The organism is Pseudodesulfovibrio portus (assembly GCF_026000375.1).
Classification (GTDB): Bacteria; Desulfobacterota; Desulfovibrionia; order Desulfovibrionales; family Desulfovibrionaceae; genus Pseudodesulfovibrio; species Pseudodesulfovibrio portus.
This window is the reverse complement of record NZ_AP026708.1, coordinates 1822865-1848916: the sequence shown is the minus strand read 5'-3', so window position 1 is coordinate 1848916 and position 26052 is coordinate 1822865. Positions and strand designations below refer to the sequence as shown.

The 26052-nt window shown below is 58.9% G+C and carries 24 protein-coding genes; 16 read left to right on the top strand and 8 right to left on the bottom strand.

Annotation, left to right across the window (positions count from 1 at the left end; all coding sequences use genetic code 11):
* Positions 1-12 precede the first annotated feature (12 nt).
* Complete coding sequence (locus tag OO730_RS08900) at positions 13-654, top strand: DUF2959 domain-containing protein (protein WP_264981089.1); 642 nt, start codon at positions 13-15, stop codon at positions 652-654.
* A gap of 53 nt (positions 655-707) precedes the next feature.
* Here OO730_RS08900 and OO730_RS08895 read toward each other — a convergent pair whose 3' ends face one another.
* Positions 708-2072 (bottom strand): aminotransferase-like domain-containing protein, encoded by a 1365-nt coding sequence (locus tag OO730_RS08895; protein ID WP_264981088.1) that lies wholly within the window; start codon positions 2070-2072, stop codon positions 708-710.
* Positions 2073-2154: 82 nt separating this feature from the next.
* Here OO730_RS08895 and OO730_RS08890 point away from each other — a divergent pair, with 82 nt between their 5' ends.
* Positions 2155-2748: a LysE family translocator gene (locus OO730_RS08890; protein WP_264981087.1), complete on the top strand. Its 594-nt coding sequence runs from the start codon at positions 2155-2157 to the stop codon at positions 2746-2748.
* Here the strand turns inward: OO730_RS08890 and OO730_RS08885 are convergent.
* Positions 2745-4139 (bottom strand): class II fumarate hydratase, encoded by a 1395-nt coding sequence (locus OO730_RS08885; RefSeq protein WP_264981086.1) that lies wholly within the window; start codon positions 4137-4139, stop codon positions 2745-2747. The two genes, OO730_RS08890 and OO730_RS08885, sit on opposite strands and share 4 nt — an antisense overlap.
* An 89-nt stretch (positions 4140-4228) precedes the next feature.
* Positions 4229-4885 (bottom strand): Crp/Fnr family transcriptional regulator, encoded by a 657-nt coding sequence (locus tag OO730_RS08880; protein WP_264981085.1) that lies wholly within the window; start codon positions 4883-4885, stop codon positions 4229-4231.
* A gap of 96 nt (positions 4886-4981) precedes the next feature.
* Here OO730_RS08880 and OO730_RS08875 point away from each other — a divergent pair, with 96 nt between their 5' ends.
* From OO730_RS08875 to OO730_RS08860, 4 genes are all read left to right on the top strand, one after another.
* Positions 4982-5200 (top strand): hypothetical protein, encoded by a 219-nt coding sequence (locus OO730_RS08875; RefSeq protein WP_264981084.1) that lies wholly within the window; start codon positions 4982-4984, stop codon positions 5198-5200.
* A gap of 17 nt (positions 5201-5217) precedes the next feature.
* A complete protein-coding gene (locus tag OO730_RS08870; protein ID WP_264981083.1) occupies positions 5218-6210 on the top strand; it encodes an arsenic resistance protein in 993 nt (330 codons plus the stop codon).
* Between the two features lie 116 nt (positions 6211-6326).
* Positions 6327-8048, top strand: coding sequence for a tetrathionate reductase family octaheme c-type cytochrome (locus tag OO730_RS08865; RefSeq protein WP_323373349.1), 1722 nt, complete (start codon positions 6327-6329; stop codon positions 8046-8048).
* A 2-nt stretch (positions 8049-8050) separates the two neighbouring features.
* Entirely contained in the window at positions 8051-8704 is a 654-nt protein-coding gene (locus tag OO730_RS08860; RefSeq protein ID WP_264981082.1) for a cytochrome b/b6 domain-containing protein, read from the top strand.
* Between the two features lie 339 nt (positions 8705-9043).
* On the opposite strand, the gene OO730_RS08855 is transcribed toward OO730_RS08860, so the two are convergent.
* The 3 genes from OO730_RS08855 to OO730_RS08845 all read right to left on the bottom strand — a co-directional run bounded on the left by OO730_RS08855 (position 9044) and on the right by OO730_RS08845 (position 13443).
* Positions 9044-11380 (bottom strand): response regulator, encoded by a 2337-nt coding sequence (locus OO730_RS08855; protein WP_264981081.1) that lies wholly within the window; start codon positions 11378-11380, stop codon positions 9044-9046.
* 24 nt (positions 11381-11404) lie between these two features.
* A complete protein-coding gene (locus OO730_RS08850) occupies positions 11405-12394 on the bottom strand; it encodes a BMP family lipoprotein (protein WP_264981080.1) in 990 nt (329 codons plus the stop codon).
* 119 nt (positions 12395-12513) lie between these two features.
* Positions 12514-13443: an FkbM family methyltransferase gene (locus tag OO730_RS08845; protein ID WP_264981079.1), complete on the bottom strand. Its 930-nt coding sequence runs from the start codon at positions 13441-13443 to the stop codon at positions 12514-12516.
* A gap of 492 nt (positions 13444-13935) precedes the next feature.
* Between OO730_RS08845 and OO730_RS08840 the strand changes: the two genes are divergently transcribed.
* From OO730_RS08840 to OO730_RS08825, 4 genes are all read left to right on the top strand, one after another.
* Positions 13936-14919: a TRAP transporter substrate-binding protein gene (locus tag OO730_RS08840; RefSeq protein ID WP_264981078.1), complete on the top strand. Its 984-nt coding sequence runs from the start codon at positions 13936-13938 to the stop codon at positions 14917-14919.
* An 84-nt stretch (positions 14920-15003) separates the two neighbouring features.
* The gene (locus tag OO730_RS08835; protein ID WP_264981077.1) at positions 15004-16290 is read left to right on the top strand and encodes a TRAP transporter large permease; all 1287 of its coding nucleotides are present in this window, start codon (positions 15004-15006) and stop codon (positions 16288-16290) included.
* Positions 16291-16292: 2 nt separating this feature from the next.
* Positions 16293-16826 carry a TRAP transporter small permease gene (locus OO730_RS08830; RefSeq protein ID WP_264981076.1) on the top strand — a complete coding sequence of 178 codons (534 nt, stop codon included), beginning with the start codon at positions 16293-16295 and terminating at the stop codon, positions 16824-16826.
* A gap of 358 nt (positions 16827-17184) precedes the next feature.
* Positions 17185-17901 carry a hypothetical protein gene (locus OO730_RS08825; RefSeq protein ID WP_264981075.1) on the top strand — a complete coding sequence of 239 codons (717 nt, stop codon included), beginning with the start codon at positions 17185-17187 and terminating at the stop codon, positions 17899-17901.
* A 105-nt stretch (positions 17902-18006) separates the two neighbouring features.
* On the opposite strand, the gene OO730_RS08820 is transcribed toward OO730_RS08825, so the two are convergent.
* Together OO730_RS08820 and OO730_RS08815 are read right to left on the bottom strand one after the other, a co-directional pair.
* On the bottom strand, positions 18007-19257 hold the full coding sequence (locus OO730_RS08820; RefSeq protein WP_264981073.1) for a type II toxin-antitoxin system HipA family toxin: 1251 nt from the start codon (positions 19255-19257) through the stop codon (positions 18007-18009).
* Between the two features lie 8 nt (positions 19258-19265).
* Positions 19266-19607, bottom strand: coding sequence for a helix-turn-helix domain-containing protein (locus OO730_RS08815; RefSeq protein WP_264981071.1), 342 nt, complete (start codon positions 19605-19607; stop codon positions 19266-19268).
* Between the two features lie 347 nt (positions 19608-19954).
* Here OO730_RS08815 and OO730_RS08810 point away from each other — a divergent pair, with 347 nt between their 5' ends.
* The 6 genes from OO730_RS08810 to OO730_RS08785 are packed head-to-tail and all read left to right on the top strand — an operon-like array spanning position 19955 to position 26051.
* Positions 19955-20575, top strand: coding sequence for a restriction endonuclease subunit S (locus OO730_RS08810; protein ID WP_264981070.1), 621 nt, complete (start codon positions 19955-19957; stop codon positions 20573-20575).
* Between the two features lie 10 nt (positions 20576-20585).
* Positions 20586-22091 carry a type I restriction-modification system subunit M gene (locus tag OO730_RS08805; protein WP_264981069.1) on the top strand — a complete coding sequence of 502 codons (1506 nt, stop codon included), beginning with the start codon at positions 20586-20588 and terminating at the stop codon, positions 22089-22091.
* Positions 22091-22966 (top strand): DNA damage-inducible protein D, encoded by an 876-nt coding sequence (gene dinD, locus OO730_RS08800; protein ID WP_264981068.1) that lies wholly within the window; start codon positions 22091-22093, stop codon positions 22964-22966. Before OO730_RS08805 ends, dinD begins: the two co-directional genes overlap by 1 nt.
* Entirely contained in the window at positions 22963-24228 is a 1266-nt protein-coding gene (locus OO730_RS08795) for a restriction endonuclease subunit S (protein WP_264981067.1), read from the top strand. The genes dinD and OO730_RS08795 overlap by 4 nt, the downstream gene beginning before the upstream one ends.
* A 32-nt stretch (positions 24229-24260) precedes the next feature.
* The gene (locus OO730_RS08790; protein WP_264981066.1) at positions 24261-25277 is read left to right on the top strand and encodes a DUF4917 family protein; all 1017 of its coding nucleotides are present in this window, start codon (positions 24261-24263) and stop codon (positions 25275-25277) included.
* Positions 25278-25283: 6 nt separating this feature from the next.
* Positions 25284-26051: a hypothetical protein gene (locus tag OO730_RS08785; protein WP_264981065.1), complete on the top strand. Its 768-nt coding sequence runs from the start codon at positions 25284-25286 to the stop codon at positions 26049-26051.
* Position 26052 lies beyond the last annotated feature (1 nt).

Here is a 26052-nt window from a genome sequence, read left to right as displayed (position 1 = left end):
GAGGAGTTACATATGAAACGGTTGATCCTGGTCCTGGCCGTCCTGAGTTTTGCCTTCCAGTTCGGCTGCCAGAAGGCCTACTATTCCGCCATGGAGTCCGTGGGCTACGACAAGCGCGAAATCCTGTCCGACCGGGTGGAGAACGCCCGCGAGTCCCAGCAGGAGGCCAAGGAACAGTTTGCCTCGGCCCTGGAACGCTTCAAGTCCGTGGTCGCCTTTGACGGCGGCACCCTGGAAGAGAAGTACGAGACCCTGAACAGTGAATACGAAGACAGCGAGGACCGCGCCGCCGACGTGACCAAGCGCATCGACAAGGTGGAGGACGTGGCCGAGGCCCTGTTCAAGGAATGGGGCGAGGAGATCAAGCAGTATTCCAGCGACAAGCTGCGCAGCTCCAGCCGCAGCAAGCTCAACACCACCAAGAAAAAGTATGCGGTGCTCATCAGGGCCATGCGCCGGGCCGAGGGCAAGATGAAGCCGGTCCTGGCCGCGTTCAAGGATCAGGTGCTCTATCTCAAGCACAACCTCAACGCCAAGGCCATCGCCGCCCTGGAAGGCGAACTCTCTTCCATCAGGGGCGACGTGGACGTGCTGATCAAGGAAATGGACAAGTCCATTGCCGAGGCGGACGCCTTCATCAAGACATTGGAATAGGCCTGAAGCCGAAAGAATCAAAGGGCCGGCAGCTTACGCTGCCGGCCCTTTTTTCATGGTCTTTGGTTGAGGATTTTCCTGATGATGCCCAGCCCCTTTTCCAGTTCGTCGAGGCTGCCGGGGCCGGTCAGGGAGATGCGCGCCGCAGGAGACGCCGGGGTCTCGCCGACCACGAATTTTTCGGATCCGAAGACATTGACGTTGTGCTTGTGGGCCGCCTTCTCCAGCGCCTGCCCGGTCCATTGCCCCGGCAGGTCCAGCCACAGGTAGAAGCCGCTGCGCTTGCCGCGGAAGCGGAATCCGTCAAGCACGTCGCAGGCCAGCATGTACCGCCTGGCCGCTGCCGCGCGTTTCTCCCGCACCACCCTGTCCGCAGTGCCGTCGTTGATCCACATTGCGGCCAGCTCGACGTTCAGGGGCGGGGTCATCCAGATGGTGTTGAGCACCGCCTGGGCCAGCGGCTTGAGCAGATGTTTCGGCGCGGCCACAAAGGAGACGCGGAGCCCGGCCGCGATGGACTTGGACATGCCCGCGATGTAGACGCTGCGTTCCCGGGCCCTGTCGCCCACGGGGGCGATCCGTCCCGGATCGGTCAGGTCGTATGCGTCGTCTTCGATGATCAACAGGTCATGCCACTGGGCCAGCTTGGCTATTTCTGTGCGCCTCCCCTCTGGGATGGTCGTGGTGGTGGGGTTGTGCACGCCGGGCATGAGATAGACAGCCTTGATGTCGTTGCGTCGGCAGGCCGCGTCCAGGTTCTCGGGGATCATGCCGTGCTCGTCCATGGCTATGGGGACCAGCCGCAGTCCCAGCATGGCCGCCAGGGTCTTGAAGCCCGGGTAGGTCAACGCGTCCGTGGCGATGCGGTCTCCGGCCCGGAACAGGCCGCTCAGGGTGCAGGCCAGCGCGTGCTGCGACCCGGCGCAGACGATGATGTCTTCGGGCTCGACTTCCAGCCCGAACCGCGCGGTCCAGGCTGCTCCTGCGCTGCGGTGTTCGGGCATCCCGCGCGGGTCGGAGTAGCGCATGAAGGAGGAAGTGTCCTTGCGCCGGGCAATGCGCCGGAACCCTTCTGAAATATCGGGATCAAGGTCGTGCAGCGGCTCCACCAGTCCCAGTTCGATCATGCCGGGCATGGACGGCTCGAAGGAGACCAGGGACGTGGACGCCGTGGCGTCGGAGGAAACGAATGTCCCGCGCCCCACCGTGGCGGAAATGAGGCCGCGTTTCTCCGCCTCCTTGTAGCCGCGCGTCACCGTGGACACGTTCAGCTCCAGGGTGTCGGCCAGGTCGCGGTGGGTGGGCATGCGTGTGCCGGGCAACAGGGCGCCGTTCTCGATGTCGCGCTCTATGGCGTCGGCCAGTTCCTTGTACAGCGGGCCGGATCCTTCGGCGAGGGTGGGCGAATACATTGTCATGCAAACAATATATCCATTGACGCCACACAATGTCAATCGTACCCAAAATACTCCGAAAACGCGGAAGCAAAGGAGTACGGAAATGAATATGGAGACCTACGCTGCCTTCGTTCTGTTCGTCATCGTCATGACCGGCACCCCCGGCGCGGGCAACCTGTCCATGATGACCATCGGCCAGACCACGGGTTTCAAATCGGCCCTGCCGTTCCTGGCAGGGACCACGGTGGGCGCGGTCACCCTGGACACCCTGGTGGCGCTTGGCCTTGGCGGGCTGTTCATGGCCTCGCCCGAGCTGGCGTGGACCATGAAGGTCATCGGCATGGCGTACATCCTCTACCTGGGCTGGAAACTCCTTTCCATGCAGCTCTCCATTGCCGGGGCGAACAAGCGGTTCACCTTTGTGGAAGGGGTGTTCCTGCACCCCACCAACCCGAAGAGCTGGGCCATGGCCGTTGTCGGCTTCAGCCAGATGGCCGACCCTGCGGTGCCGCTCGTCGTCCAGGTTCCGGTGTTTGTTTTCACCTTCATGTTTTTCCAGGTGTCCTTCCACTCCCTGTGGGGGCTGGCCGGTGCGGCCATCATGCGCACGCTCAAGTCCGGTCCGGTTTTGACCTGCGTGAACTGTACTCTCGTGGTCGTGATGGTGGGGGCGACTGCCTACGCGATCTTCATTTAATCCCGGGGTGTCGTCATCTTCTCAGGGACCACCAAACGGTCGAAGTCCTCTTCGCTGACGAGCTCGAGCTCCAGGGCGGCTTCCTTGAGGCGCAGGCCGTGCTCATGGGCATGGCGGGCGATCCTGGCAGCATTCTCGTAGCCGATGGCCGGGGCCAGCGGCGTGACCAGCATGAGCGAGTTGCCCAGGTGGGTGGCGATGCGTTTCCGGTCCACCTCGAGCCCGTCCACCAGATGGGTGCGGAAGGAGTCCATCCCATCGGCCAGGATGCGCACGGAGTGGAGCACGTTGCGGATGATGAGCGGCTTGTAGGCGTTCATCTCCAGTGCGCCGGACGTGCCGCCCAGGGTGGCGGCCAGGTCGTTGCCCAGGACCTGCAGGGCGACCATGGTCAGGGCCTCGCACTGGGTGGGGTTGACCTTGCCCGGCATGATGGAGGAGCCGGGCTCGTTGGCCGGGAGGACCAGCTCGCCGATGCCCGCCCTCGGGCCGCAACCGAGCAGCCGGATGTCGCAGGCGATCTTGTTCAGGGAGTTGGCCAGGGTTTTGAGCGTGCCGGAGAACTGGACCAGTGCGTCGTGGCTGCCCTGGGCGGCGAACCGGTTGGCCGCCGGAACAAAGGGCAGGCCGGTCAGGTCCGCGATGCACCGGACGGCGTCCGGTGCAAAGGACGGATGGGCGTTGACGCCCGTGCCCACGGCAGTGCCGCCGAGGGGCAGGGCATACACGTCCGCAAGGGCCCTTTCGATGCGCCGCACGTTGTCGTCGAGCATGGAAACATACCCGGAAAATTCCTGCCCCAGGGTGAGCGGCGTGGCGTCCTGCATGTGGGTGCGGCCGATCTTGACGATATCCCGCCACGCCTCGGCCTTGGCCGAAAGCGCGTCCCGGAGCAGGATTACCGAATGCAGCAATCTTTTTGCAACTTCAATTGCAACAACCATTTGCATGACTGACGGAAAGTTATCGTTTGTCGACTGGCTCTTGTTGGCGTGGTCGTTGGGATGGACCGGCTTCCCGGTCCCCACGGGCTCGCCCGCCAGTTGGGAACATCGGTTGGCGATGACCTCGTTGACGTTCATGTTGAACTGGGTGCCGGACCCGGAAATCCAGACCGACAGGGGGAACATGTCGTGGTGGAGGCCGTCGATGATTTCGTCGCAGACCCGGACGATGAGTCCGGCCTTGTCCGCCGGGAGCTTGCCCCGTTCCCGGTTGGCCAGGGCGCATCCCTTCTTGAGGATGGCGTAGGGCACGATCATTTCGCGCGGCATGGGTTCGTCGCCGATGGTGAACAGCGTCCGCGCCCGCTCGGTCTGCGCGCCCCAGAGCGCGTGGGCCGGGACCTCGACCGGGCCCAGACTGTCCTTTTCGATCCTGAATTCCGCCATGTCCGCCTCCTGGTGTGGGTTCCGGCCAGGATAACCCATGTCAGGGACCCGCTCAACAGGGAATCCCGGAAAAAGCGGCAAATCGTTTCCTATGCAGGGGTATGTCGGCGGTCCGTGAGGGTGACGGTGGTCCCGTCTACGTCGATCAGCCCGTCCTCGGACATCCGTTTCAGGGTTCGCGACAACGCCTCGGGCGTGATGCCGATGATCTTGGAAAGTTCCCGGTAGGAGAGGTCCAGCTTGACCCGGCCGCCCTGGTGGCGGCTCTTAAAGTAGGCCATGAGCCGGGACGGGACCTGTTTGAGCGACAGGGAGTCGATCATGTCCATGGCTTCTTTCAGCCGCCGGGCCATGACCCGCATCATTGTCAGGTGCACGGTGGGGTCCTCCCTGACCATGGCCTCCAGCTCGCGGGGCGTGATGTACAGCACCCGGCTGTCCTCCAGGGCGCCGAGGTTGGCGGGAAGCTTGCCGTCCGAGAAGGTGGAGCAGAGGCAGAACGGCTCGCCCGGGCCGAACACGAAGATGGTCTGTTCCTTGCCGTCCTCGGCTATCTTGAACAGCTTGACCCGGCCTTCCAGCAGCACGTGCAGGCCCTGGGCCGAATTGTCTTCGCTGAAGAACAGGGCCTTCCCGGGAAATTCCAGGATCTCGGCGTGTTCCGCCACGCGTTCGAGCTGCTCATCGCTGAGCTTTGAAAAGATCGGGAAGTCCCGGATGCGGTCCTTGAGTTCTGTCCGTTCCATCGTTTTTCCGAAAAGTGCAGGGCGTTGATCGAGGTCAATGCATCGGCTCGCCCGCTGTTCTATGGTTTGATCGACACTGCAAAAAAGGAGGTCGTAATGAGCAACGAAGTTCATTGTCCCTACTGCAATGCCCGGCAGGGGGTGAGTGACCGAGACGATTACCGTCCCTATTACGTGAATTGCGCCGAATGCGCCAGAAGGTTCATCGTAGAGCCCGTGAAGAGCGGGGTGGTCGTCTATCGCGACGGCGAGGCTCCGTGCTGTTCCGACCCGGAATGCCGGGAGATTGAAATGGCCGATTCCGGCCAGGATTGATGCAAGGGAGTGTTGCCGTGTTCCGTCTTCTCCAGACCATAACCAAGAATCTCATCATCGCCATCCCGATCATGATGGGGGCAGGCTTCCTCTACGGCCTGTTCTTCGACGCCGGGTGGCTCAAATCCATGATCGTGCCGTTCACCTTCCTCATGGTTTACCCCATGATGGTCACCCTCAAGGTGAAATCGGTCTTCGAGGGGGGCGACGGCAAGGCGCAGATCCTCACCCAGCTCATCAATTTCGGGCTGGTTCCCTTCCTTGCGGCTGCCGTCGGCCTCCTCTTTTTTGGGGACCGGCCGTACATGGCGCTCGGCCTGCTCCTGGCCGGGCTGGTGCCCACCAGCGGCATGACCATTTCCTGGACCGGGTTCGCCAAGGGCAACATGTCTGCGGCCATCAAGATGACGGTCATCGGTCTCATCCTCGGCTCCCTGGCCACGCCCGTCTACGTGGAGGCGCTCATGGGCGCAGCCATCGAGATGCGGCTGACCGCCGTGTTCAGGCAGATCGTGTACATCGTCTTCCTGCCCATGGCGCTCGGTTTCCTGACCCAGCGTTTCCTGGTGGCCCGGTACGGACAGTCCGCGTTCAAAAAGACGCTCGGCCCCAAGTTCCCGCCGTTGTCCACGCTGGGCGTGCTGGGCATTGTGTTCGTGGCCCTGGCTCTCAAGGCGGGGACCATCGCCGGGTCGCCCGGCGTGCTGGTGGACATTCTTATTCCGCTGGCGCTCCTCTACGCCGTGAATTTTACCCTGAGCACCGTGGTCGGCAAGTGGATGCTGCCCAGGGGCGACGCCATCGCCCTGGTCTACGGGTCGGTCATGCGCAACCTGTCCATCGCCCTGGCCATCGCCATCAACGCCTTCGGCGACAAGGGCTCTGACGCGGCCCTGGTCATTGCCATGGCCTACATCGTCCAGGTCCAGTCCGCTGCCTGGTACGTGCGGTTCACGCCGCACATCTTCGGCGTCGGCCGGGAGGTGCCGGCGGAGGCGGAGGGCGCGTGAAAAATCGGCTGGTCTGGACATATATCCATAAAAGATGCAAATATAGTCATGTGTAAAAATGTCTGGGGTGCATAGGGCCTCCAGAGGGAAAGACAGGGTTTCAAGGAGGGTAATCGATGACTGTTCAGAACAGGCGGTGGCTGTTTGCCTCTCTGGCGGCGCTGCTCGTTTCGGCCATTGCGGTGAGTGCGTTGGCTGCGGTTGAGCAGGAGACGGCGCCGGGGCGGAAGCTCGCCATCCAGGCAACCAAGGCCAAACCGCTGGTCAGGACCATGACTGCGGATCACAGCAAGTTTCCGCAGTTGCAGTTCGACCCGGAAATGCAGAAGACCATGAAGCCCGAGGAGGTCACCAAGGCCTGTCTCGGGTGCCATAACCAGGCGGCCCTGCAGTTCCACCAGACCATTCACTGGACCTGGCGGGACAAGGACACCGACGGCAACCCGGCGAAGTTCGGCAAGGGCGGGATATCCGTCAACAACTTCTGAATCAACACCGCAAGCAACGAGGCTCGTTGCACTTCATGTCACGCCGGTTATGGTTGGAAGGACAATAACTTCGATTTCACGTCCCAGGAAAAGGTGGACTGTCTGGTCTGTCACGAAAAGACCGGGACGTACAAGAAATTCCCCACTGCCGCTGGATACCCGGCCAAGTACGTGGAAGATCCGGAGAATCCCGGTCGGCAGAAGGGCGTGGTCTTCCCTGAAAACAAGAAGGTGTATTTCTCCCCCGACTGGTCCGCAGTGGCACAGAGTGTGGGACGCCCCACGCGGAAGAACTGCGGCACCTGCCACTTCTTCGGCGGCGGGGCCGACGCGGTGAAGCACGGCGACCTGGACTCCTCCCTGACCAAGCCGGGCAAGAACCTGGACGTGCACATGGGCTCCCGCGAGACCGGCGGCCAGGACTTCACCTGCGTGCGCTGCCACACCACCACCAACCACCACGTGGCCGGACGCATCTACGAAAAGCCCGCCGCCCTCGAGCGCAAGTCGCTGCTCCAGGACGACCTGGGCGACAAGATCATGTGCGAGTCCTGCCACGGGAGCCAGCCGCACAAGACAGGCGGCATGTTCGCCAAGCTCAACGATCATACCGACAAGGTCGCCTGCCAGTCCTGCCACATTCCCGAGTTCGCCCGCGCCCAGTCCACCAAGATGTGGTGGGATTGGTCCAAGGCGGGCCAGCCCATGGACGGCAAGGACAAGATCAAGGGCGAGGACGGCAAGCCGATCTTCGACAAGAAGAAGGGCGAGTTCGTCTGGGAACGCGACGTGGTGCCCGAGTACTACTGGTTCAACGGCACCCTGGATCACGTCACCTCCGAGGACGCCATCGATCCCACGGAAGAAGTCTGGCTGAACCGGCCCAAGGGCGACCGGAACGACCCGAACTCCCGGATCATGCCGTTCAAGGTGCACCGGGCCAAGTCCCCGTATGACAAGGTCAACAAGACCATGGTCATTCCGCACCTGTTCCCCTTCAACAAGGAGGACAAGACCGCCTACTGGAAGGGGTTCGACTGGCAGAAGGCCATTGAGGTGGGCATGAAGTACGCCGGGCAGAAGTACAGCGGCGAGTATGGCTTCGTGGACACCACCTACGTCTTCCCCACCACCCACATGGTGGCCCCGCGTGAAAATGCGCTGCAGTGCACCCAGTGCCACAGCAAGAACAGCAGGCTGTCGAACCTGACCGGATTCTACATGCCCGGCAGGGACACCTATGCGGTCGTGGACGCTGCTGGCTGGTTCGGCGCGGGCGCCGCGCTTGTTGCCGTCTTCTTCCACGGCGTCATGCGCTTCATCTCCGGCCTGAAGCGGAAGGAGGACTAACCATGAATCGACACCAGATGAAAAAGATATACCTGTACTCCAAGTTCGAGCGGTTCTGGCACTGGTTCCAGGCCGTCATGATCATCCTGCTCCTGCTCACCGGGTTCGAGGTCCACGGCTCCATCGAGCTCTTCGGCTTCAAGAAGGGCGTGGACCTGCACAACCTGTTCGGCCTGACCTGGCTCGGCATGTTCCTGTTCTTCGTGTTCTGGATGTTCGTCACCCATGAATACAAACAGTACATCCCCACCACCAGGAAACTCCTGGAAGTGGCCATGTACTATGCCTCCGGCATATTCAAGGGCGAACCCCACCCGGTGCACAAGTCCAAGGCGGCCAAGCACAATCCCATGCAGCGGCTGACCTACCTGGGACTGACTGCGGTCCTGCTGCCGTTCCAGATGGTCACGGGCGTCCTGTATTGGGGCTACAACGATTGGGCGGACTGGGGACTTCCCTGGCTCAGCCTGGACGTGGTCGCCCTGCTGCACCTCATCGGCGGGTTCTCCATTCTCATCTTCCTGGTGGTCCATATCTACATGACCACCACCGGGCACACGGTCACCGCGCATGTCGCGGCCATGTTCTCCGGTTGGGAAGAGGTGCCCGAGGACTTCGAGGTGGCGGAATGGGAAAAGAAGGCCGAGCGCCGGTAAACCGGGACACACGACGACAAAACCGAGGGACCCCCTGTTGCGGGGTCCCTTTTTTTTGGGCCTCCGGCGGCCCTTTCGGGGAGACCAGGGCGCGAGGACACCCGGACCCCCATGTCGCCTGCGGCGAGAGGCGCGCAGATAAGCTGTTCGGGGCGAAAACTTCGGGACGGTGCTTACGCCACAAGTGGTGTCATTCGGTGTCGGGAAATACGTGTGGTGGCGTCTGAAACAGAATGCAGAAATGCACACTTCATCAACGCAGAAACCGCGCGGATGCGTCTACAAAAAGTTTGGAAAAAGGTGGGGATGGGGGGGCCGGGGGAAGGGGAGGGAAAACATTTACAAATGTTTTTCCCTCCCCTTCCCCCGGCATCCGGCCACCGCCTCGAGCAGGGCCGGGCGGGTGATGGGCTTGGTCAGGAAGGAATCGCACCCGCTGGCGAGCACGCGGTCCTTCACTTCGCTCAGGGCATGGGCGGTCAGGGCCACGATTCTGGTGGGCGTCCGTCCGTTTTCCCGCTCCCATTCCCTGAGCCGTTTCGTGCATTCGAAACCGTCCATGATCGGCATCTCTATGTCCATGAGCACGAGGTCGAACGGTTTTTCGGTATACAGGTCAAGGGCGCTCCTGCCGTTTTCGGCCAGGGTCAGGCGGTGGTCGGAATCCTTGAGATAGAGGTCGATGAGCATGGAGTTGGCCGCGCTGTCCTCCACCAGGAGTATGTCCAGCGCCGCCGCCGCGGTCGGGGCTGCGGTCGTTTCCTCCTCGGTGGCCGGTGGTTCCGAGGCCGAGGCAAGAGCCGCTTCCACATCCATGGTGGAGACCGGTCGGGCCATGATCGCGCCGAAGAAATGCATGGGCCGCGTGCGGGGTGCGTCCGTGGACAGGACAAGGCACAGGGACCTCGGTCCCACCCCGGCCTCGGACAGGGCCGACGCGACCTGTTGCCAGGTATACCCGTCCACAGGGGGGTTGACGAGGATGAGATCGTACCCGGGGCGGTCCTGCGCCGCCCGTACCGCGTCGAGGGCTTGTTCCACGGTCTCGGCCAGGTTTATCCGGGCGCCCGCACGGCGCAGCCGGGAGCCGAGTGCCGTGTCGGCGTATTCCCTGTCGTCGATCAACAGCACCGACTGTCCGGTCAGGGGCGAGATGCGGGGTGCGTCGGGTTCCCGGCAGCCGAAGGGCAGGGAGAAGAGGACCAGGCACCCCTTGCCGAGGTCGCTTTCTATCCGGATGGTCCCGCCGAGCTTTTCGCACAGCAGCTGGCAGATGGACAGCCCCAGCCCGGTCCCGCCGTGCTTGCGGGTGGTGGAGGAATCGGCCTGGGTGAATTTTTCGAAGATGGTGTCGAGCTTATCGGGCCTGATGCCGATGCCGGTGTCGCGCACGCAAAAATCCACGAAGCGGGTGTTGTCGGGCCCGGCCCGGCCCAGGGAGACGTCGAGCAGCACAAAACCGGTCTCCGTGAACTTGATGCCGTTGTTCAGGAGATTGAGCAGGATCTGCTGCAGCCGGATGGAGTCGCCCGTCAGTTCCGCAGGCACGTCGGGGGCGATGGAATAGTCGATGTCCAGCCCCTTCTGATGGGCGGCGTAGGAGACGATCTTGAAGGGTTTTCCGATCGCCTTTTCGAGGTTGAACGGCCGGTTTTCGAAGACCATTTCACCGGCCTCTATCTTGGACAGGTCCAGGATGTCGTCGATCAGGTTCAGCAGGGCCTTGCCGGATTCGAGCAGAACGGAAACGTAGCGGCGCTGTTCGTCGTCCAGGTCGGTGGAGTTGAGGATTTCGCCCATGCCGAGGACCGCGTTCATGGGGGTCCGCATCTCGTGGCTCATGGAGGCCAGGAACTGCGACTTGGCCATGGTCCCTTCTTCGGCCTTCCGGGCCATGGCCTTTGCCTGGTCGATGGCCGCCAGCAGGTCCTTGTTGGCCTGCTCCAATGCCCGGGTCCGCTGGCCCACCTTGTCCTCGAGGTTCTGGTAGAGGTCCTTCAGCCTGAGGCTCATGTCGTTGAAGTTGCGCGCCAGCACGCCGATTTCGTCCTTGCGCCAGCCCACGTCGATGGTCACGAATTCCCTGTGGGCGACCCGTTGCGTTCCCTCGGCCAGTTTCTTGACCGGCGAGATGAACATGCTGCTGAAAAAGACGTTTACCAGGATGATGACGCTGAAGGTGAAGCCGAAAAACAGGAGCAGCATATCCATCCGCTTGTCCTGGATGGTCTCTTCAATGGAAGCGAGGCTCAGCCCGATTTCCACCCTGCCGAGCGTTTCCCGGCCGACGAGAATGGGCTGGGACACGACCATGACGGAGTCGTCGTACCGGGCCTGGTGCTTGCCCGAGTGGTCCTTGGACACGATGTTGCCGGACTGGAGCAGGGGTTTGCCGTCGGTGTCGTATATTTCGCAGAAGGCGATATGGGGAGACTGCTCGATGGCGATGGCCTGGTCTTCCATGAGGAAGAAGCTGAACCGCTGGATGTACTCGGCGCTGGAACGGGCGGCCAGGGCCGCGATCCGCTCGCCGTGGTCGCGCAGGTTGTTGATCAGCTGCCGTTCCTGCGAGTTGATGAGATGGGTGCCGAGAACCATGAGAAACAGCCCCAGTATCAGGGCCGTCCCAACGGAGACCTTCAGTCTCAGCCGGTTGAACACAGGTCCTCGCATCATCGCCTGTCCAGGTTTTGCGTCCGGTTAGTTGCTCGGCAGCAGGTTGGTCACCTTGAGTTTGCCGGACACGATCTTTCGGGTGATGTCCTCGATTTTGTCGAAGACGTCCGCCGGGATCAGGTGGCGGGTGTATTTCATTTCGGTCAGGGCCACGCCGTCGTTGGCCAGCCCGTATCGGGTGACCCCGGGGGTGAAGCGGTTTTCCAGGGCCGCCTTCAGTTCCGCGTAGGCGGCAACGTCCAGCCGCTTCATCATGCTGGTCAGGACGGAACCCTTGGCCAGGGAGTCCTGGTCGGAGTCCACCCCGATGGCGAATTTCCCTGAGCGGCGCGCTGCCTCGATGACCCCGTTGCCGGACAGCCCGGCAACGGCAAAGACGATGTCCGCGCCCTGGTCGTACTGCTTCATGGTGATGTCGTGTCCCTTTTCCGGGTCGCCGAAGCCCGAGAAATCCCCTGCGGGCGAGATGTATTCCGCCAGGACCTCGACGTCGGGATCGGCATAGGCCGCGCCTTCCCGGTATCCCTGTTCAAAGGCCATGACCGGCGGTTCTCTCGTGCCGCCCACAAAGCCGATCTTGCCCGTCTTGGAGACCAGCGCGGCCAGTGCCCCGGCCAGGAACGAGCCCTCGTTTTGGTTGAACATGACGCTGGAGATGTTGGGAGCGCCTTCCACCGGCAGCTCGATGTAGATGAATTTCTTTTCGGGGTTGGCCAGGGCCGCCTGCCGGGTCTGTTGCTCGTGCTGGGCACCAAGGAGGACGATGATGTCCGACTGCCCGACCACGCTCAGGACGCCTTCGGGAGTCGTCACGCCGCTCTTGTCGGGCTTCAGGATGATCAGCTTGAAGTTGTATTCCTGCTGCGCCCGGCGGATGCCGCCGTAAGCCATGTCGTTGAAGGACAGGTCGCCGAGCCCGGAAGCGCCCGTGATGAAGCCGACCACCGTCTGTGCAGCCTGTGCAGGAAGCGCCAGGGTGAATACCAAAAATGCAGCCAACAACCATTTCCGCATGCCTACCTCCCCGAACTATGAGTTGGAGAGGTATATTGCCTATATACAACTAAATGTAAATAGGGGTGGGATGTCGGGGTGGTCGGTGGCCGCCGTTGATGGGGCTGAGAAGGTGTTTTCTACCGCTTCCGCGTTTCAAAGGGCCAGGGCGTGAAGTTGGTTTGCGGGATGGCCGCCTCCCTGGGGCAGGCGATGAGGTTGGCCACGCCTCCCGTGGCGATGATGTTCACGGGCTGGTCGTAGCGGAAGGGGAAGACCGTGTAGAAACCCCGGCGCGCGTTGTGGTAGCGGTAGGCCCCCCGCCGGTCGAACTGGAAGAAGTCGTAGTTGTCCGGGAAGAGCTTCTTCATGCCCTCGAAGCCGTCGTAGGAGTCCCGGTTGGCCTCGGAGTGTTCGAAGACGATGACCGGTCGGTGCTTGTCCAGGGTTTCGGCCAGCCCGGTCAGGACCAGGGGCTCATACCCTTCCACGTCGATCTTGACGGCGGCGATGGACTCGATTCCGAGTTCCCGTACGACCGTGTCTCCGTGGCGGATGGAGATTTCCTCGGCCACGGCGTCGTCGGCGTGGTTGCGGATGATGGATCGGGCCCCGGAACACTTGCCCACGTCATAGATGTAGTCCGTCTTGTCCTCGGTTCCCAGGGCGAAGTCGCAGACAGTGACGTTGCCCAGGTGGGGATGGGCGTTGACGATGTCCTTCAGGCGGCTGCTCAGGCTGTGCTGGGGTTCGAAGGCGAACACCCGGTCCGCGTGGTCGGCCATGAAAAAGGTGTGGTTGCCCGCATTGGCCCCGATGTCCAGGAAGGTCTGCGGCCCGGGCAGGGTCCGCAGGTAGTCGCGCAGGAAGTGGAGCATGAATTTTTCGGCCCCGTCGTGCTGGTAGATGGCGCGCTGCGGGCCGTCCAGCAGGTCCAGCGTCATGTGCGCGCCGCAGTAGGTGGCGTCCACGATGAACTCCGTGCTTTCGGGGGGGAGCATCCGCTTGAGCACCGAAAGCTTGAGCTTTCGGGAGATGGGCAGTGGGAACTCCATGAATTGTTTGAGCATGTCCGATCCTTGGGTGCGATATCGTCGGCGTCGGGTCTGCCCCGTTCCGCCGCGGGAGCGTACGTTTGCACATCCGGGTGCAAATGGCAATCGGCGCGTTGGCATGCGCAGGTCCCAAGCGAACATTGTTCGAATAGGGAGTCCGCTCCGGGGGTGAATCCTTATTTTATTCTCTGTTGAGAGATGTTTTGAACCAATTTTTTCATATTATGAAACCTCAATCCATATAGTAAGAAAAATTTGACATCAGCAGCTATTTTTTAAATATGCTCAAGGCGAGCGGTCCTGTCTGCGGGGCATGGCCGTCGGTCTTTTGGGGGAGCCGATCGAAACCTTGCCTGCCTTGGGTTGCACATTCCGGTAGGGCGGCGGGGCCTCGGTTGAAATCAATTCTTCGTAATTGATAGTTTTCTGTCCGGTTGTTTGCAGTCCCACCCCCGGGCTGCGGGAGGCTTGTTCGAAACCTTTAAGAATGGTTCCTGGAGGATTGCTATGAAAAAGGTTCTGTTGTCATTATTTGTCATGATGGCTTTCCTGGTCGTCAGCGGAGGCGCACAGGCGAAGATGGTTCTCAAACTCGGCCATTACGCCAATGCCGAGCACGCGGGGAACAAGGCGGCGATCATGTTCGCCGAGAACGTGGCCAAGCGGACGGGCGGCGAGATCACCGTCGAGCTCTACCCCAACAACGAGCTGGGCAACCCGCCCGAGGTCCTGGAGCAGAACGTCCTGGGCGTCATCGACATGAGCCTGCCGACCCAGGGTCAGCTGGCCAAGTATTCCAAGAAGTTCGGCTGCGTCATGCTGCCTTTCGCCTACGAGGGCTACGACCACGCCTACAAGGTCCTGGACGGCCCCTTCATCGAGTGGGCGGGCAAGGACCTGGAAAACGCCGGTCTCATCTTCCTGGCCAACTGGGAATGGGGCTTCCGCAACCTGACCAACTCCGTGCATCCCGTGAACACGCCCGACGACGTCAAGGGCCTCAAAATCCGCACGCCGCCGGAACTGTCCAACCAGTCCGCGATGGAAGCCCTGGGCGGCACCGTTCAGACCATCCAGTTCTCCGAGCTGCCCATGGCCCTGAAGCAGGGCGTTGTGGACGGCCAGGAAAACCCGGTCAGCGTCATCTACTCCTACAAGATCTACGAGACCCAGAAGTATCTCGCCATGACCGGCCATACCTACAACTCCATGGTCCACGTCATCAGCAAGAAGACCTGGGACAAGCTGACCTCCGAGCAGCAGAATATCCTGAAGGAAGAAAGCAAGAAGGCCGGCGACTACATGCGCCAGTCCCTGCGCGACGCCGAAGTCGATCAGATCAAGAAGCTCGAAGCGTTGGGCATGGAAGTGACCTATCCCGACGTGGCCCTGTTCAAGGCCAAGATGGGCCCCGCCTACGAGCGGATGAAGACCTCGGTCGGTGCTGAAAACCTCGCTTACTTCTTGAAGATTCTGGAACAGGCGAAGTAACCTCTCCCTCTATTCGCCGGGCGCGTCCACCCTTTGCCGTAACGGGGTGGGCGCGCCCCCTTATGGGGTGACAAAGGGATATCGATGACAACGCTGTTGATTTTTTGCGTGCTTATCGGGCTGATTCTCCTGGGGGTGCCGGTGGCCGTGGCCATGGGCCTGACCGCCGTGTTCACCTTCATCTCCATGGGCCAGGCCGATATCCTGACCATGGTTGCCCAGCGCATGTACGCGTCCACCACGTCGTTCACGCTGCTGGCCATCCCGTTCTTCATTCTGGCGGGCAACCTGATGAACACCGGCGGGATCACGGAGCGGATATTCCGTTTCGCCCGCGCCCTGGTGGGGCACATCTGGGGAGGCCTGGGCCAGGTCAACGTCATAGCCAGCATGATCTTTTCCGGCATGTCCGGGGCCGCCGTGGCCGACGCCGCCGGTCTGGGCATGATCGAGATGAAGGCCATGAAGGACAACGGGTACGAGTGGAAGTTCTCGGCGGCCATCACCGCCGCCTCGTCCACCATCGGCCCGGTCATTCCGCCTTCCATCCCGCTGGTCATCTACGGCTACCTGACCGAGGTGTCCGTGGGCAGGCTTTTCCTGGCGGGCGTGATTCCCGGCGCGCTCATGGGGCTGGCGCTCATGGTGGCCGTGTATTTCGTCTCCAAACACCGCAGGTACCCGCGCGACAAGCGGGCCGCCTTCAGGGAAATATGGGAGAGCGGCAAGGGAGCGGCCCTGCCGCTGCTGACCCCGACGCTCATCGTGGGCGGTATTCTGAGCGGGCAGTTCACGCCCACCGAGGCCTCGGTGGTGGCCTGCGTGTACGCGCTCTTCCTCGGCCTGGTGGTCTATCGTTCCATCCGGTTCAGGGACCTGCCGAACATTTTCTGGGACACCCTGACCCACACCATCCGGATCATGTTCATCATCGCCTCTGCCGGGTTCTTCGGCTGGCTGCTGATATTGAACCGCATCCCGGTCCAGGTCATCGACGGCATGGCCTCGCTCTCGGCCCACGGTTCCATCGTGATGCTGATCATCATTTTCATCCTGCTTCTGTTCGGCTGCTTCCTGGAGGGGATCGCCGTCCTGCTCATCACCATCCCCATCTTCCAGAAGATCATCGTCCACTATGCCATCGACCCGGTCCAGTTCGGCGTGGTCATGACGCTCGCGTCCATGATCGGCCTGCTGACCCCGCCTGTGGGCATGTGCCTGTATGCGGTGTCGAGCATAACCAAGCTGTCCATCGGCGAGCTGTCGCGTGAGATGTGGCCCTACCTGACGGGCATCTTCCTCGTGCTCCTGGCCGTGGCCTTTGTGCCGCAGATTTCCCTGTGGCTTCCCAACCTGATCATGGGGCAGTAGTCATGGAATCACAGTGCATATTACCCAAGGACCCCGAAGGCGGGCGGTTCGCCGTGGTGGACCGCATCCTGATCTCCGCCCTGCGCACCATCTGCGTCGCCAGCTTCGCGCTGCTCTTCCTGCTGCTGTCCGGCAACGTGTTCGTGCGCTACGTGCCCGTGGCCGCCTTTTTCTGGTTCGACGAGGTCGTGGAATGGGCCTTTGCCTGGATGGTCTTCTTCGGCGCGGCCGCCCTGTGGGCGCGGGAGGACCACTTCAAGCTCAAATGGGTCAGCGACAAGCTCGAAGGAACCCTGCGCGGCCACCTGCTGTCCATCCTGGTGGAGGTGCTTTCACTGGGCTTCATCGCGGTCTTCTTCTACCAGAGCTTCCGCTTGACGGCCATGGCCCAGGACTGGACCCCGGTCTTCAACATCCCCCGGAAATGCCTGTACATCTGCATGCCCATCTCGGGCGGCATCATGGTCCTCTATTCCATGCGCACCCTGCTGCGCGAGGTGAAAAAGATCATGACCCTTGCGACCACAAAGGGATAACCCCCTGGCCGGTCTGAAGAGCTGGCGAAAAAAAAAGGGGGGGGAATACAAAACGGGCTACATCTTTCGATGTAGCCCGTTGTTCTTTCTTGGTGTCCATCAAAATAGGGAGGTGTTCCCCTGTTGCTGGCGTGAGAGGGTATAATGAAAACCACGGAAGGCCGCTTACCTACGTGATTTCAGCCAGTTGCAAATGCCACCAACGCCACGAAAAACACGTTCGACACGTATGGAGCCACGGACGAGCCACGTGGAAATGGGTCTCCCCGGCAATCTCAGCCGTGGCCATCGACTTTCAAATATTTGTTGACAACACTTGTTCTTTATGCTATTGTAATATAAAAGAAAAGAGGTTAACATGGCCACCTGCACCATTTCTCATGACGACTTCGTGTGTTTCTTGGGTCCCAAGGTACGCAATAATATCAAGGAAACTACCCGGCCATATAAGAAAAATGCCGTTTGTGATTGTTGCGGGAAAAGAAGATCGTTGCAATCCGCTCATCTAATGACCAGAAAAAGAAATGATATCATAAAAGAATGTTTGGAGCGTTCTGAAAAAGTTGGTTCCGAATATTCTATAGAAATCGAAGAAACGGTTCATCTGATAGAGGTGTCACATTATCCGATATCAGAAACATGTGCATTTTTGTGTAAAGAATGCCATGGGAAGTATGATAATGAAGATGAAGAAACCGTTTCCAAGGTCAATCACGCTATTTACAGGAAAAGCAGAATAGATCCTTATGTTGAGATAAAGGGAATAAGGTTGCCAACTGCTTTGTGCAATGAAACAAGTAAAGAGTATTTGTTTCGTGTCATGGGTGTGTTGGTTCAAAAACTTTCACCAAAGGATATTGGTCTTTTACAGGACCATGTCTTTTGTCGAAAAGTATTGGGCTTGGGGCATCCGGTTTTGACGACAGATCCCCTCAAAGTTTTTGATGCCAACGGACGGCGGCGTTATTATAAGGACGCCTTGGGGAAATACTTTTTGTGCATGGAATGGAAAAAAGAGAACTTTCCCCGGCTTGCCAGGATGCTGAACGATTACAGCATCAAGTATTCAAATTGATTTTGCCCGGACCGAGACGGGAACGACTTGTTCACGTGCGAGGCGCTTGAGTCCCCGAGGAATGGCGTGATCATGTTGTTGGTTCGAGAAAAGCGAAGGGCTGAATTATCCCCCTTCCAAAAGGGCAACCCGGTACGCCTCCTCGATCAGCCGGATTTTCGCTTCCGGCACACCTGCCATCTCATTCTCTCCCTGCCAGTTTTCGCGCACCAATGCGGCCATGCCCAGGGCGATTTCCCGGGCCTTGGGCAAATCGAGATCGAAATCAGCACACCGTGACAACGCGTTGTCGAGCGTAGCAACCCGGCCCTGTTTGCCGATGCCCAGGGTCAGGCGGCTGGCGTCGTCGCCGTCGCGCTGGGGTTGCGGCACGATGTCGTAGGCGGGTGAGAGCCGCCATTTGCCGCTTGCGGTGTCGTAGAGGAAGCCGTGGTTCTTGAGGTGGTCGTCCCAGTTGTTGCACAGGATGTTGAAGACCATGCGGCGGAACAGCTCTTCAAGGTCGGCCTTGAGGTGGCCCGCCATTCCGAAACGGCGCAGGGCCAAGGCGATGTCGCCGTAGGTCCCGTCCGTCATGTCGTCGGCCCCGGTGAGCGTCATGGCCGACAGGAAGTGGTGACGCATGGGCGGGTTCCCGCCCCGGTCGAACCGAGCGGCCAGGAATACGTCCCGTCCGCCCACGTCCACCACCCGGCATTCGGGAACACGGATACGGCATTTCGCGGCCAGCCGCATGGCCGCCAACTCGATGCGGCAGGTCGGCCACTCTTCCAGCTCCCGCGAAAACTTGGCGATCCAGGACCTGCCCTCGTACTCCACGGCCGCCTTGGGCTGTGCGCCGCCCACGGACGAGCCGCGAATCAGAAAGCGCCGTTGGTCGGCGGGCAGGGCCTCGTGGTTGAGGACCGCATCCGCGTCCCGGAGCATGGAGGCCAGGTTAAGGCGGTCGCCGGGGATTTCCTCGGGTCGCCAGACAGGGGTCGCCGGGCGCGGGCCATTCAGATCCGGGCCGAAGGCGAGCGCGCCGATGCGGTCTTCCTGGTTCAGGACGGTCAGGTAGTCGAATTCCGAGGGGACGAGCCCGTCCCGTTCCGCAGCCCGATCCAGCAAGTGGCGGCCCCATCCGTCCGGGCTGGCGTCCTGAAAGGCCCGGAACACGCCCCCTGCATGATATTCGGCCTGTCCCAGCGGCAGTTGGAGCGGATCAACGGGTGCGGCATCCCTTCGTTCCAGGTAACGCCGACCATAGGCGAAGGCGGAGACCACCTCCCGGCCGTCCTGGTGCATGGTCAGCAGTCCCGCCGGGACGAATTCGCCGCCAAGATGGATATAGACGTAGGTTTTGTCCGTGGGCATGCGGCCTCCTAGAAATCAAGGTCGTCACGCTTCTTGGTGCGGACTCGCTTTGGGCTTTTCAACTGTTGGAGAGACTTCCCGACGTCGTCCATGTCCGGATTGGCCACTTGGCCAAGCCCTGCGGCCAGCCCCAGCACGTCTAGGACCTGCACCAGGATGCCGATGCCCACCGACGGCTCGCCGCGTTCCAGCCGCCCCAGGGCGGCATGACTGGTCGATGCCCGCGTGGCCAGCTCGACCTGCGTCATCCCTCGGCGCACACGTGCTTCCTTGATGTTCGCACCCAGCTGTTTCAGCGTCTCCGCAGCATCGGGGGACAACGCCTTGCTTGCGAGCGATGTATTTCCCATGCGCACCTCGCTTGCTAACATGAATATTAGCTTAAATCGTTTTGACTAATATATATGTTAGTTTTTGCGACTGTGCAAGTTGAAAATGGAAAGAGCGTTGCCCAAGTGAAAAGGTCGTTCACGAGGGAGGGGGCGGCAAGAGGTTAGAAATATTTCTGGGGTGGAAAACAAGTCCAGAGATGTTGGGAGCCCCAGTGCTGTTGCGCGGCGAAACGGCCAATAGGTTAACGCTTCAAACTGGGATATGGGGGCGGCGATCAGTACCCCAAAGTGTATCCGAAATATTTTTTGCATCAAAACGCAAACTGCACTTGACGAATCGATCCCGCTTGCTTATATCGAAACACATGATTCGAAAAAAAACAAAAAGCTTGGTGCATTCAAAATGTCAATCAGCCCCCTTGAAGCGCGTGGCGAAATTGTTCGCCGGGCATCCGTTTCGGGGCAGGATTGAACACGATCCGGAAGGCACGATATCCGTGGTCCAGCTTAAGAATGTGGACCCTGTTCTGGGGGTAAACGAGAATCGGTTGCCCAAGGTCGTGCCGACTGGGCGCCGCCGCCCTACTTTTCTGGAGCAAGGGGATATCCTTTTCGTGAATCGGGGGATGCGGTTTTTCGGAGCGCTGGTCGACAGGCCGCTCGAGAAAGCCGTGGCCGCACCGCATTTTTTCATTATCAAGGCCAACCCCACATTGGTTCGCCCGGACTATCTGGCCTGGTTCCTGAACGGCAAGCAGGCCCAGCGATATTATGGGCAGTGTGCGGCCGGGACGGCCCTGCCTCACATCACCCGGAAGACATTGGAAGCCCTTTCGGTCCCCGTGCCGTCTCTCGAAAGACAAGCGCTGATAGCCAAGGTTTATCGGTGTGGTTTGCGAGAAAAAATTTTGACGGAACGGATCGTGGAGCAACGGGAATTGTTATTGTCCGAGATATTGGACGCCGCATCGCAAGAGACAAATTAACGGAGAAAATATGACCGCCACCAAAGTGAACCAGAAAGAGATCAACGATATCCTTTTTAAGGCGTGCGACACCTTCCGGGGCATCCTCAACGCCAGCCAGTACAAGGATTATATCCTGGCGATGCTTTTCGTGAAGTACCTCTCGGACGTCTACCGGGAGCGCTACGAGGAATTGAGCCAGCAGTTCAAGGGTGACAAGGAACGCATCGGACGCCGTCTGGCCAGGGAGCGTTTCGTCATGCCGGAGGGGTGCACCTTCTATGACCTTTTCGACCAGCGCAACGCCACCAATGTGGGTGAGGTCATCAACACCACCTTTGAGAAGATTGAAGATGCGAACCGTGCCAAGTTGCAGGGAGTCTTTCGCAACATCGATTACAATTCCGAGGCGAATCTCGGCAAGACCAAGGACCGTAACCGCCGTCTGAAGAAGTTCCTGGAGGACCTCAATGACCCTCGCCTGGACCTGCGCCCGTCGCGGGTGGGCAACCTGGATGTCATCGGCAATGCCTATGAATACCTCATCGCCAACTTCGCTGCCGGTGCGGGCAAGAAGGCCGGGGAATTCTACACGCCGCCGGAGGTCTCGGAGCTGATCGCGGAACTGGTTGATCCCCAGCCGGGCGAGCGCATCTGCGATCCTGCCTGCGGTTCGGGCTCGTTGCTCATCAAGTGCGGCAATCGGGTTCGCCGGACGTCCGAGGATTTTTCCCTATACGGACAGGAGATCAACGGCGAGACCTGGGCGCTTGCCAAGATGAATATGTTTCTGCACGGCATGGACCGGGCCAGGGTCGAATGGGGCGACACCCTGCGTGAACCCAAGCTGATCGAGGACGACACCACCATGAAGTTCGAGGTGGTGGTGGCCAATCCGCCCTTCTCCCTCGACAAGTGGGGCTACAAGTCGGCCCAGAGCGACCCCCATAACCGTTTCCACCGCGGCCTGCCGCCCAAGTCCAAGGCGGATTACGCCTTCATCTCGCACATGATCGAGACCACCACCCTGGAATCCGGGCGGGTCGGCGTGGTGGTGCCGCACGGCGTGCTTTTCCGGGGCGGCGCGGAAGGCAAGATCCGGCAGCAGCTCATCGAGGAGAATTTTCTGGATGCCGTCATCGGCCTGCCTGCCAACCTGTTCTTCGGCACGGGCATCCCGGCGGCCATCCTGGTATTTAAACGCAACCGGCCCGATAAGGATGTCCTGTTCATCGACGCCAGCCGGGAATACGCCGATGCCAAGAACCAGAACAAGTTGCGCCCCGAGGATGTCCGCAAGATCGTGGACACCTACCAGGCCCGCGAGTTCGTGGACAAATATGCCTATGCGGCCGGGTTCGATGAACTCAAGGAGAATGATTTCAACCTGAACATCCCCCGCTACGTGGACACCTTCGAGGAAGAGGAAGAAGTGGACATCGCCAAGGTGCAGGGCGAGATCGAGGAACTGGAAAAGGAGCTGGCCGAAGTCCGCAAGGAAATGGCCGGATACCTGGAAGATCTGGGAGTGCTGTAATGACCAGGGAGCGGAGCGTCGAGAAGGCGCACCACCTGACCTTTGAGGAATTGAAGCTTCAGGACGAGAACGGCGATGATTTCTGGCTTGCCCGCCAGTTGTCGAAAGTGCTTGGCTACGGGGAATACCGCAACTTCCTCCCTGTCATAGAAAAGGCCAAGACGAGCTGTGAAAACAGCGGCCAGCCGGTGTCCGATCATTTCGTGGAGGTCCACGAGATGATCGCCCTGGGCAAGGGGGGGCAGAGGGCCATGGAGTCGTATGCCCTCAGCCGTTACGCCTGTTACCTGATCGTCCAGAACGCCGACCCCTCGAAGCCGGTCATCGCCAACGGGCAGACCTATTTTGCCATCCAGACCCGTCGGCAGGAACTGGCGGATGACGAGTCGTTTCAGCAGCTCAAGGAAGAAGAAAAGCGGTTGTTTTTGCGGGAGGAGATGAAAGAGCACAACAAGCAACTGGTGAAGGCCGCCCAGCAGGCCGGGGTCGAATCCGGTCTTGATTTCGCCATCTTCCAGAACCACGGCTACAAGGGGTTGTATGGCGGCCTAGATGCCAAGGGCATCCATCTACGCAAGGGGCTGAAAAAGAGTCAGAACATCCTCGACAACATGGGCAGTACCGAACTCGCCGCCAACCTGTTCCGTGCCACGCAGACCGAGGAGAAGCTCCGGCGTGAGAACATCCGGGGCAAACAAGCGGCGAACCAAACCCATTTCGAGGTCGGCAAGAAAGTTCGTCAGACCATCAAGGAGCTGGGCGGAACCATGCCCGAGGAACTGCCCGTGCCGGATGAGGATTTGGCAAAGGTTGCCCGGCGCGTGAAGGCTGCGGAGAAGAAGGCGCTTGGAGCGAAGAAGGAAGGTGGGGAATGACAAGTCAAAACATGCAGCGAGTAAAAGGGCTTGGCCTGATACCCAATGATTGGGAGGTGATAGAGGCCAATTCTTTATGCTCAAAAATCACCAAGGGTACGACTCCCCCCAGTGGGGATCTCGCTGATAAAGGAGAAATACCATTCCTTCGGGTGACAAATCTCACTTTCCAAGGGCGACCAAATTTTAATGACATAAAATATGTGTCCCGCGAAATCCATTCAGGGTTTCTCGCCAGATCTAAAGCATATCCTGGCGATATTTTGATGAATATTGTCGGCCCCCCTTTGGGGCAATTTGCTCTATTGAATGAAGAGTTTGGAGAATACAACTTAAACCAAGCGGTTATAATATTTCGAGCCTCTTCTACAAAAATCACTAATACATACTTGCTACATTACTTGATGAGTTCTGTTGCTTTGAAATGGCTTGAAAGCTTTTCAAAGAAAACTTCTGGGCAACAAAATCTTACCATTCAGCTTTGCAAAGATTTACCCATTCCTGTTCCGTCGGCAATGGAGCAAAGGCTGATTGTCAAAACCCTTGCCACCTGGGACCGCGCCATCGAGAAGACCGAGGCCCTGATCGAGGCCAAGGAGCGGCGGAAAGCGGGTCTCATGCAACGGCTTCTGACGAGCAAGGTGCGGTTCGGGGAATTCGCCGGGGAAACGTGGAAGGAAATGAGCATTGGCAAGCTGCTGAGGCAGGTCAAGCGTCCGGTTGTTTGGGATGATGACGCATCGTATAAATTGCTTAGCCTGAGAAGAGCTTCTGGGGGCCTTTTTCATCGCCAGACTTTGCGCGGCTCAGAGATATTGACCAAAAAAATGAATACGGCCCTGGAAGGAGATTTCTTGATTTCAAAAATGCAGGTGGTTCATGGGGCAACCGGCCTCACGACCGCAAAATTTGACGGTTATCACGTTTCCGATTCGTATTTATCCTACGTGGCCCGTGACCCAAGTACACTCGATATTCGATTCTTCAATTGGTTATGTAAAACCAAGGAGATGTACCATAAGGCGTACAGGTCAAGTTACGGTGTTCATATTGAAAAGATGACTTTCAATCCGAAGCTCTGGTTGAAAGAGACAATTATGCTTCCGCCAACAACGGAGGAACAAGCTAAAATTGTTGAGGTGCTGGACACCTCGGTCGCGGAAATCGAGGAGCATCGCACCCAGCTCGCCGCCCTCAAGGAACAGAAAAAGGGCCTCATGCAGCAGCTTTTGACCGGAAAAGTGCGGGTCAAAGTATCCTGATTATGATTTCTGACAACAGGAAGGAGGAATAAATGCTTTCGTTCCAAGAAGCACTTCAACGGGCTGAAAATAAGAAGCATCTCTTGCTTGGCAACGGGTTTAGCATCGCGCTTAAGCCGGATATTTTTCGATACGACACGTTGTTTGAACAGGCCGATTTTTCCGGGAACGAACATTTGCGGGGAATCTTTTCAGCGCTCGGCACAACGGATTTTGAAGAGGTGGTGAAAACCCTGGAGTCGGGGGCGAAGGTCTTGCCCCATTATTTGGGGCCAACACCTGGCGTCGATGCGCAAATGCAACAGGACGCTCTCCGAATCAAAGAGATTTTGGTCACGACCATCGCCAACAAGCATCCCGAACGCCCTGGGGATATTTCGTTTGCCGAGTATGAAGCCTGCAAGTTTTTTCTGGGCAACTTCCTCGGCTCCGGCGGCAAACTCTACTCGCTGAATTATGACATCCTGCTGTATTGGGTTTTGATGAACAGCGATCTGGCAAACAACGACGGGTTCAAAAACGATCCCGATGATCCCGACGCTGTCTACGTCGTCTGGGACAGGGGGGATTCACGGGGCCAAAACGTGTATTTTCTGCACGGCGGTCTTCATCTTTTTGATGCTGGTCACCAAATCCAGAAAAACACCTGGGTCCGTTCAACTGTCCCCCTGATAGACCAGGCCCAAGAGGCAGTCGCTGCAAACAAGTTTCCGCTTTTTGTGGCGGAAGGCACTTCCCAACAGAAAATGAAGAAAATCCAGCATAGCGCCTATCTTCACAAAGGGCTGCGGAGCCTTGCCGAAATCTCAGGGTCGATTTTCACCTATGGGGTTTCTTTTTCGGAGAACGATGAGCACATCCTTCGGACCATTGAGATGGGCAAAGTGAGGTCCATATTCGTCGGATTGTATGGGGATGAAAACAGCGAATCCAACCAGCGTATCCGTTCCCGGGTGGACCAGATGGTTTTGCTTCGTAGGGATAGCCCGAGGCGAAACGACTTGGCCGTTTTCTACTTCGATTGTGCAAGCGCCGCTGTATGGGGGTAATCCAGAGTGAAAGCGAAAGAGACCGTCGAGTTTTTGAAAAAGAGTTTACCGGCAGTATTCATCATTCATTATTCTTGCCAGAATCTTAATGACGCAAATGAAGGGTACTCGCCGCGAGTAACGTCTATCGCCGTGCTGCACATCGATAGCGATACGATGCATAGTTTTTCCATTCACCTCATCGCGGAAATCGAAGGCATTGCGAGAGACAATATTTCTGACCATTACGACGTGCTCGAAGCCAAGATGCTTGGCAAATTTTTTGCCTTTGTTGGTGCTCACCAAGATGCCTACTGGCTTCATTGGAATATGACCAATATCAATTACGGATTTGAAGCAATCGAGCATCGATACCGTGTTCTCACGAAGGAAGAGCCTCCCCATATTGAAGATTCCAGGCGATACAACCTGTCGGCATTGATACAGGCCATCTACGGGAACAAGTGTGTGGATGATCCCAAAATGTTAAAGCTCATGGAACTTAATGGTGGGAAAAAGCGTGATTTCCTTACGGGTCATGAGGAAGTGCAGGCTTTTGTAAATAAGGAATATGTCAAACTTCATAAGTCCACGATGACGAAGGCATATTGGTTTAAAAGTATGTTTTTTCGATTGGCCAAGGGAAAGGTGAAGACCAAAAGGTCCAACTGGCGAGTGAAAATTACTCGGGCGACCGAGCATTGGTCTGCAAAACTTATCGGATTTGTGGCCGCTCTTTATGCGGTTTATCAGATTTTGACGTCGGCCTTTGGCCTGTTTGCAACCGGCGGGTAGC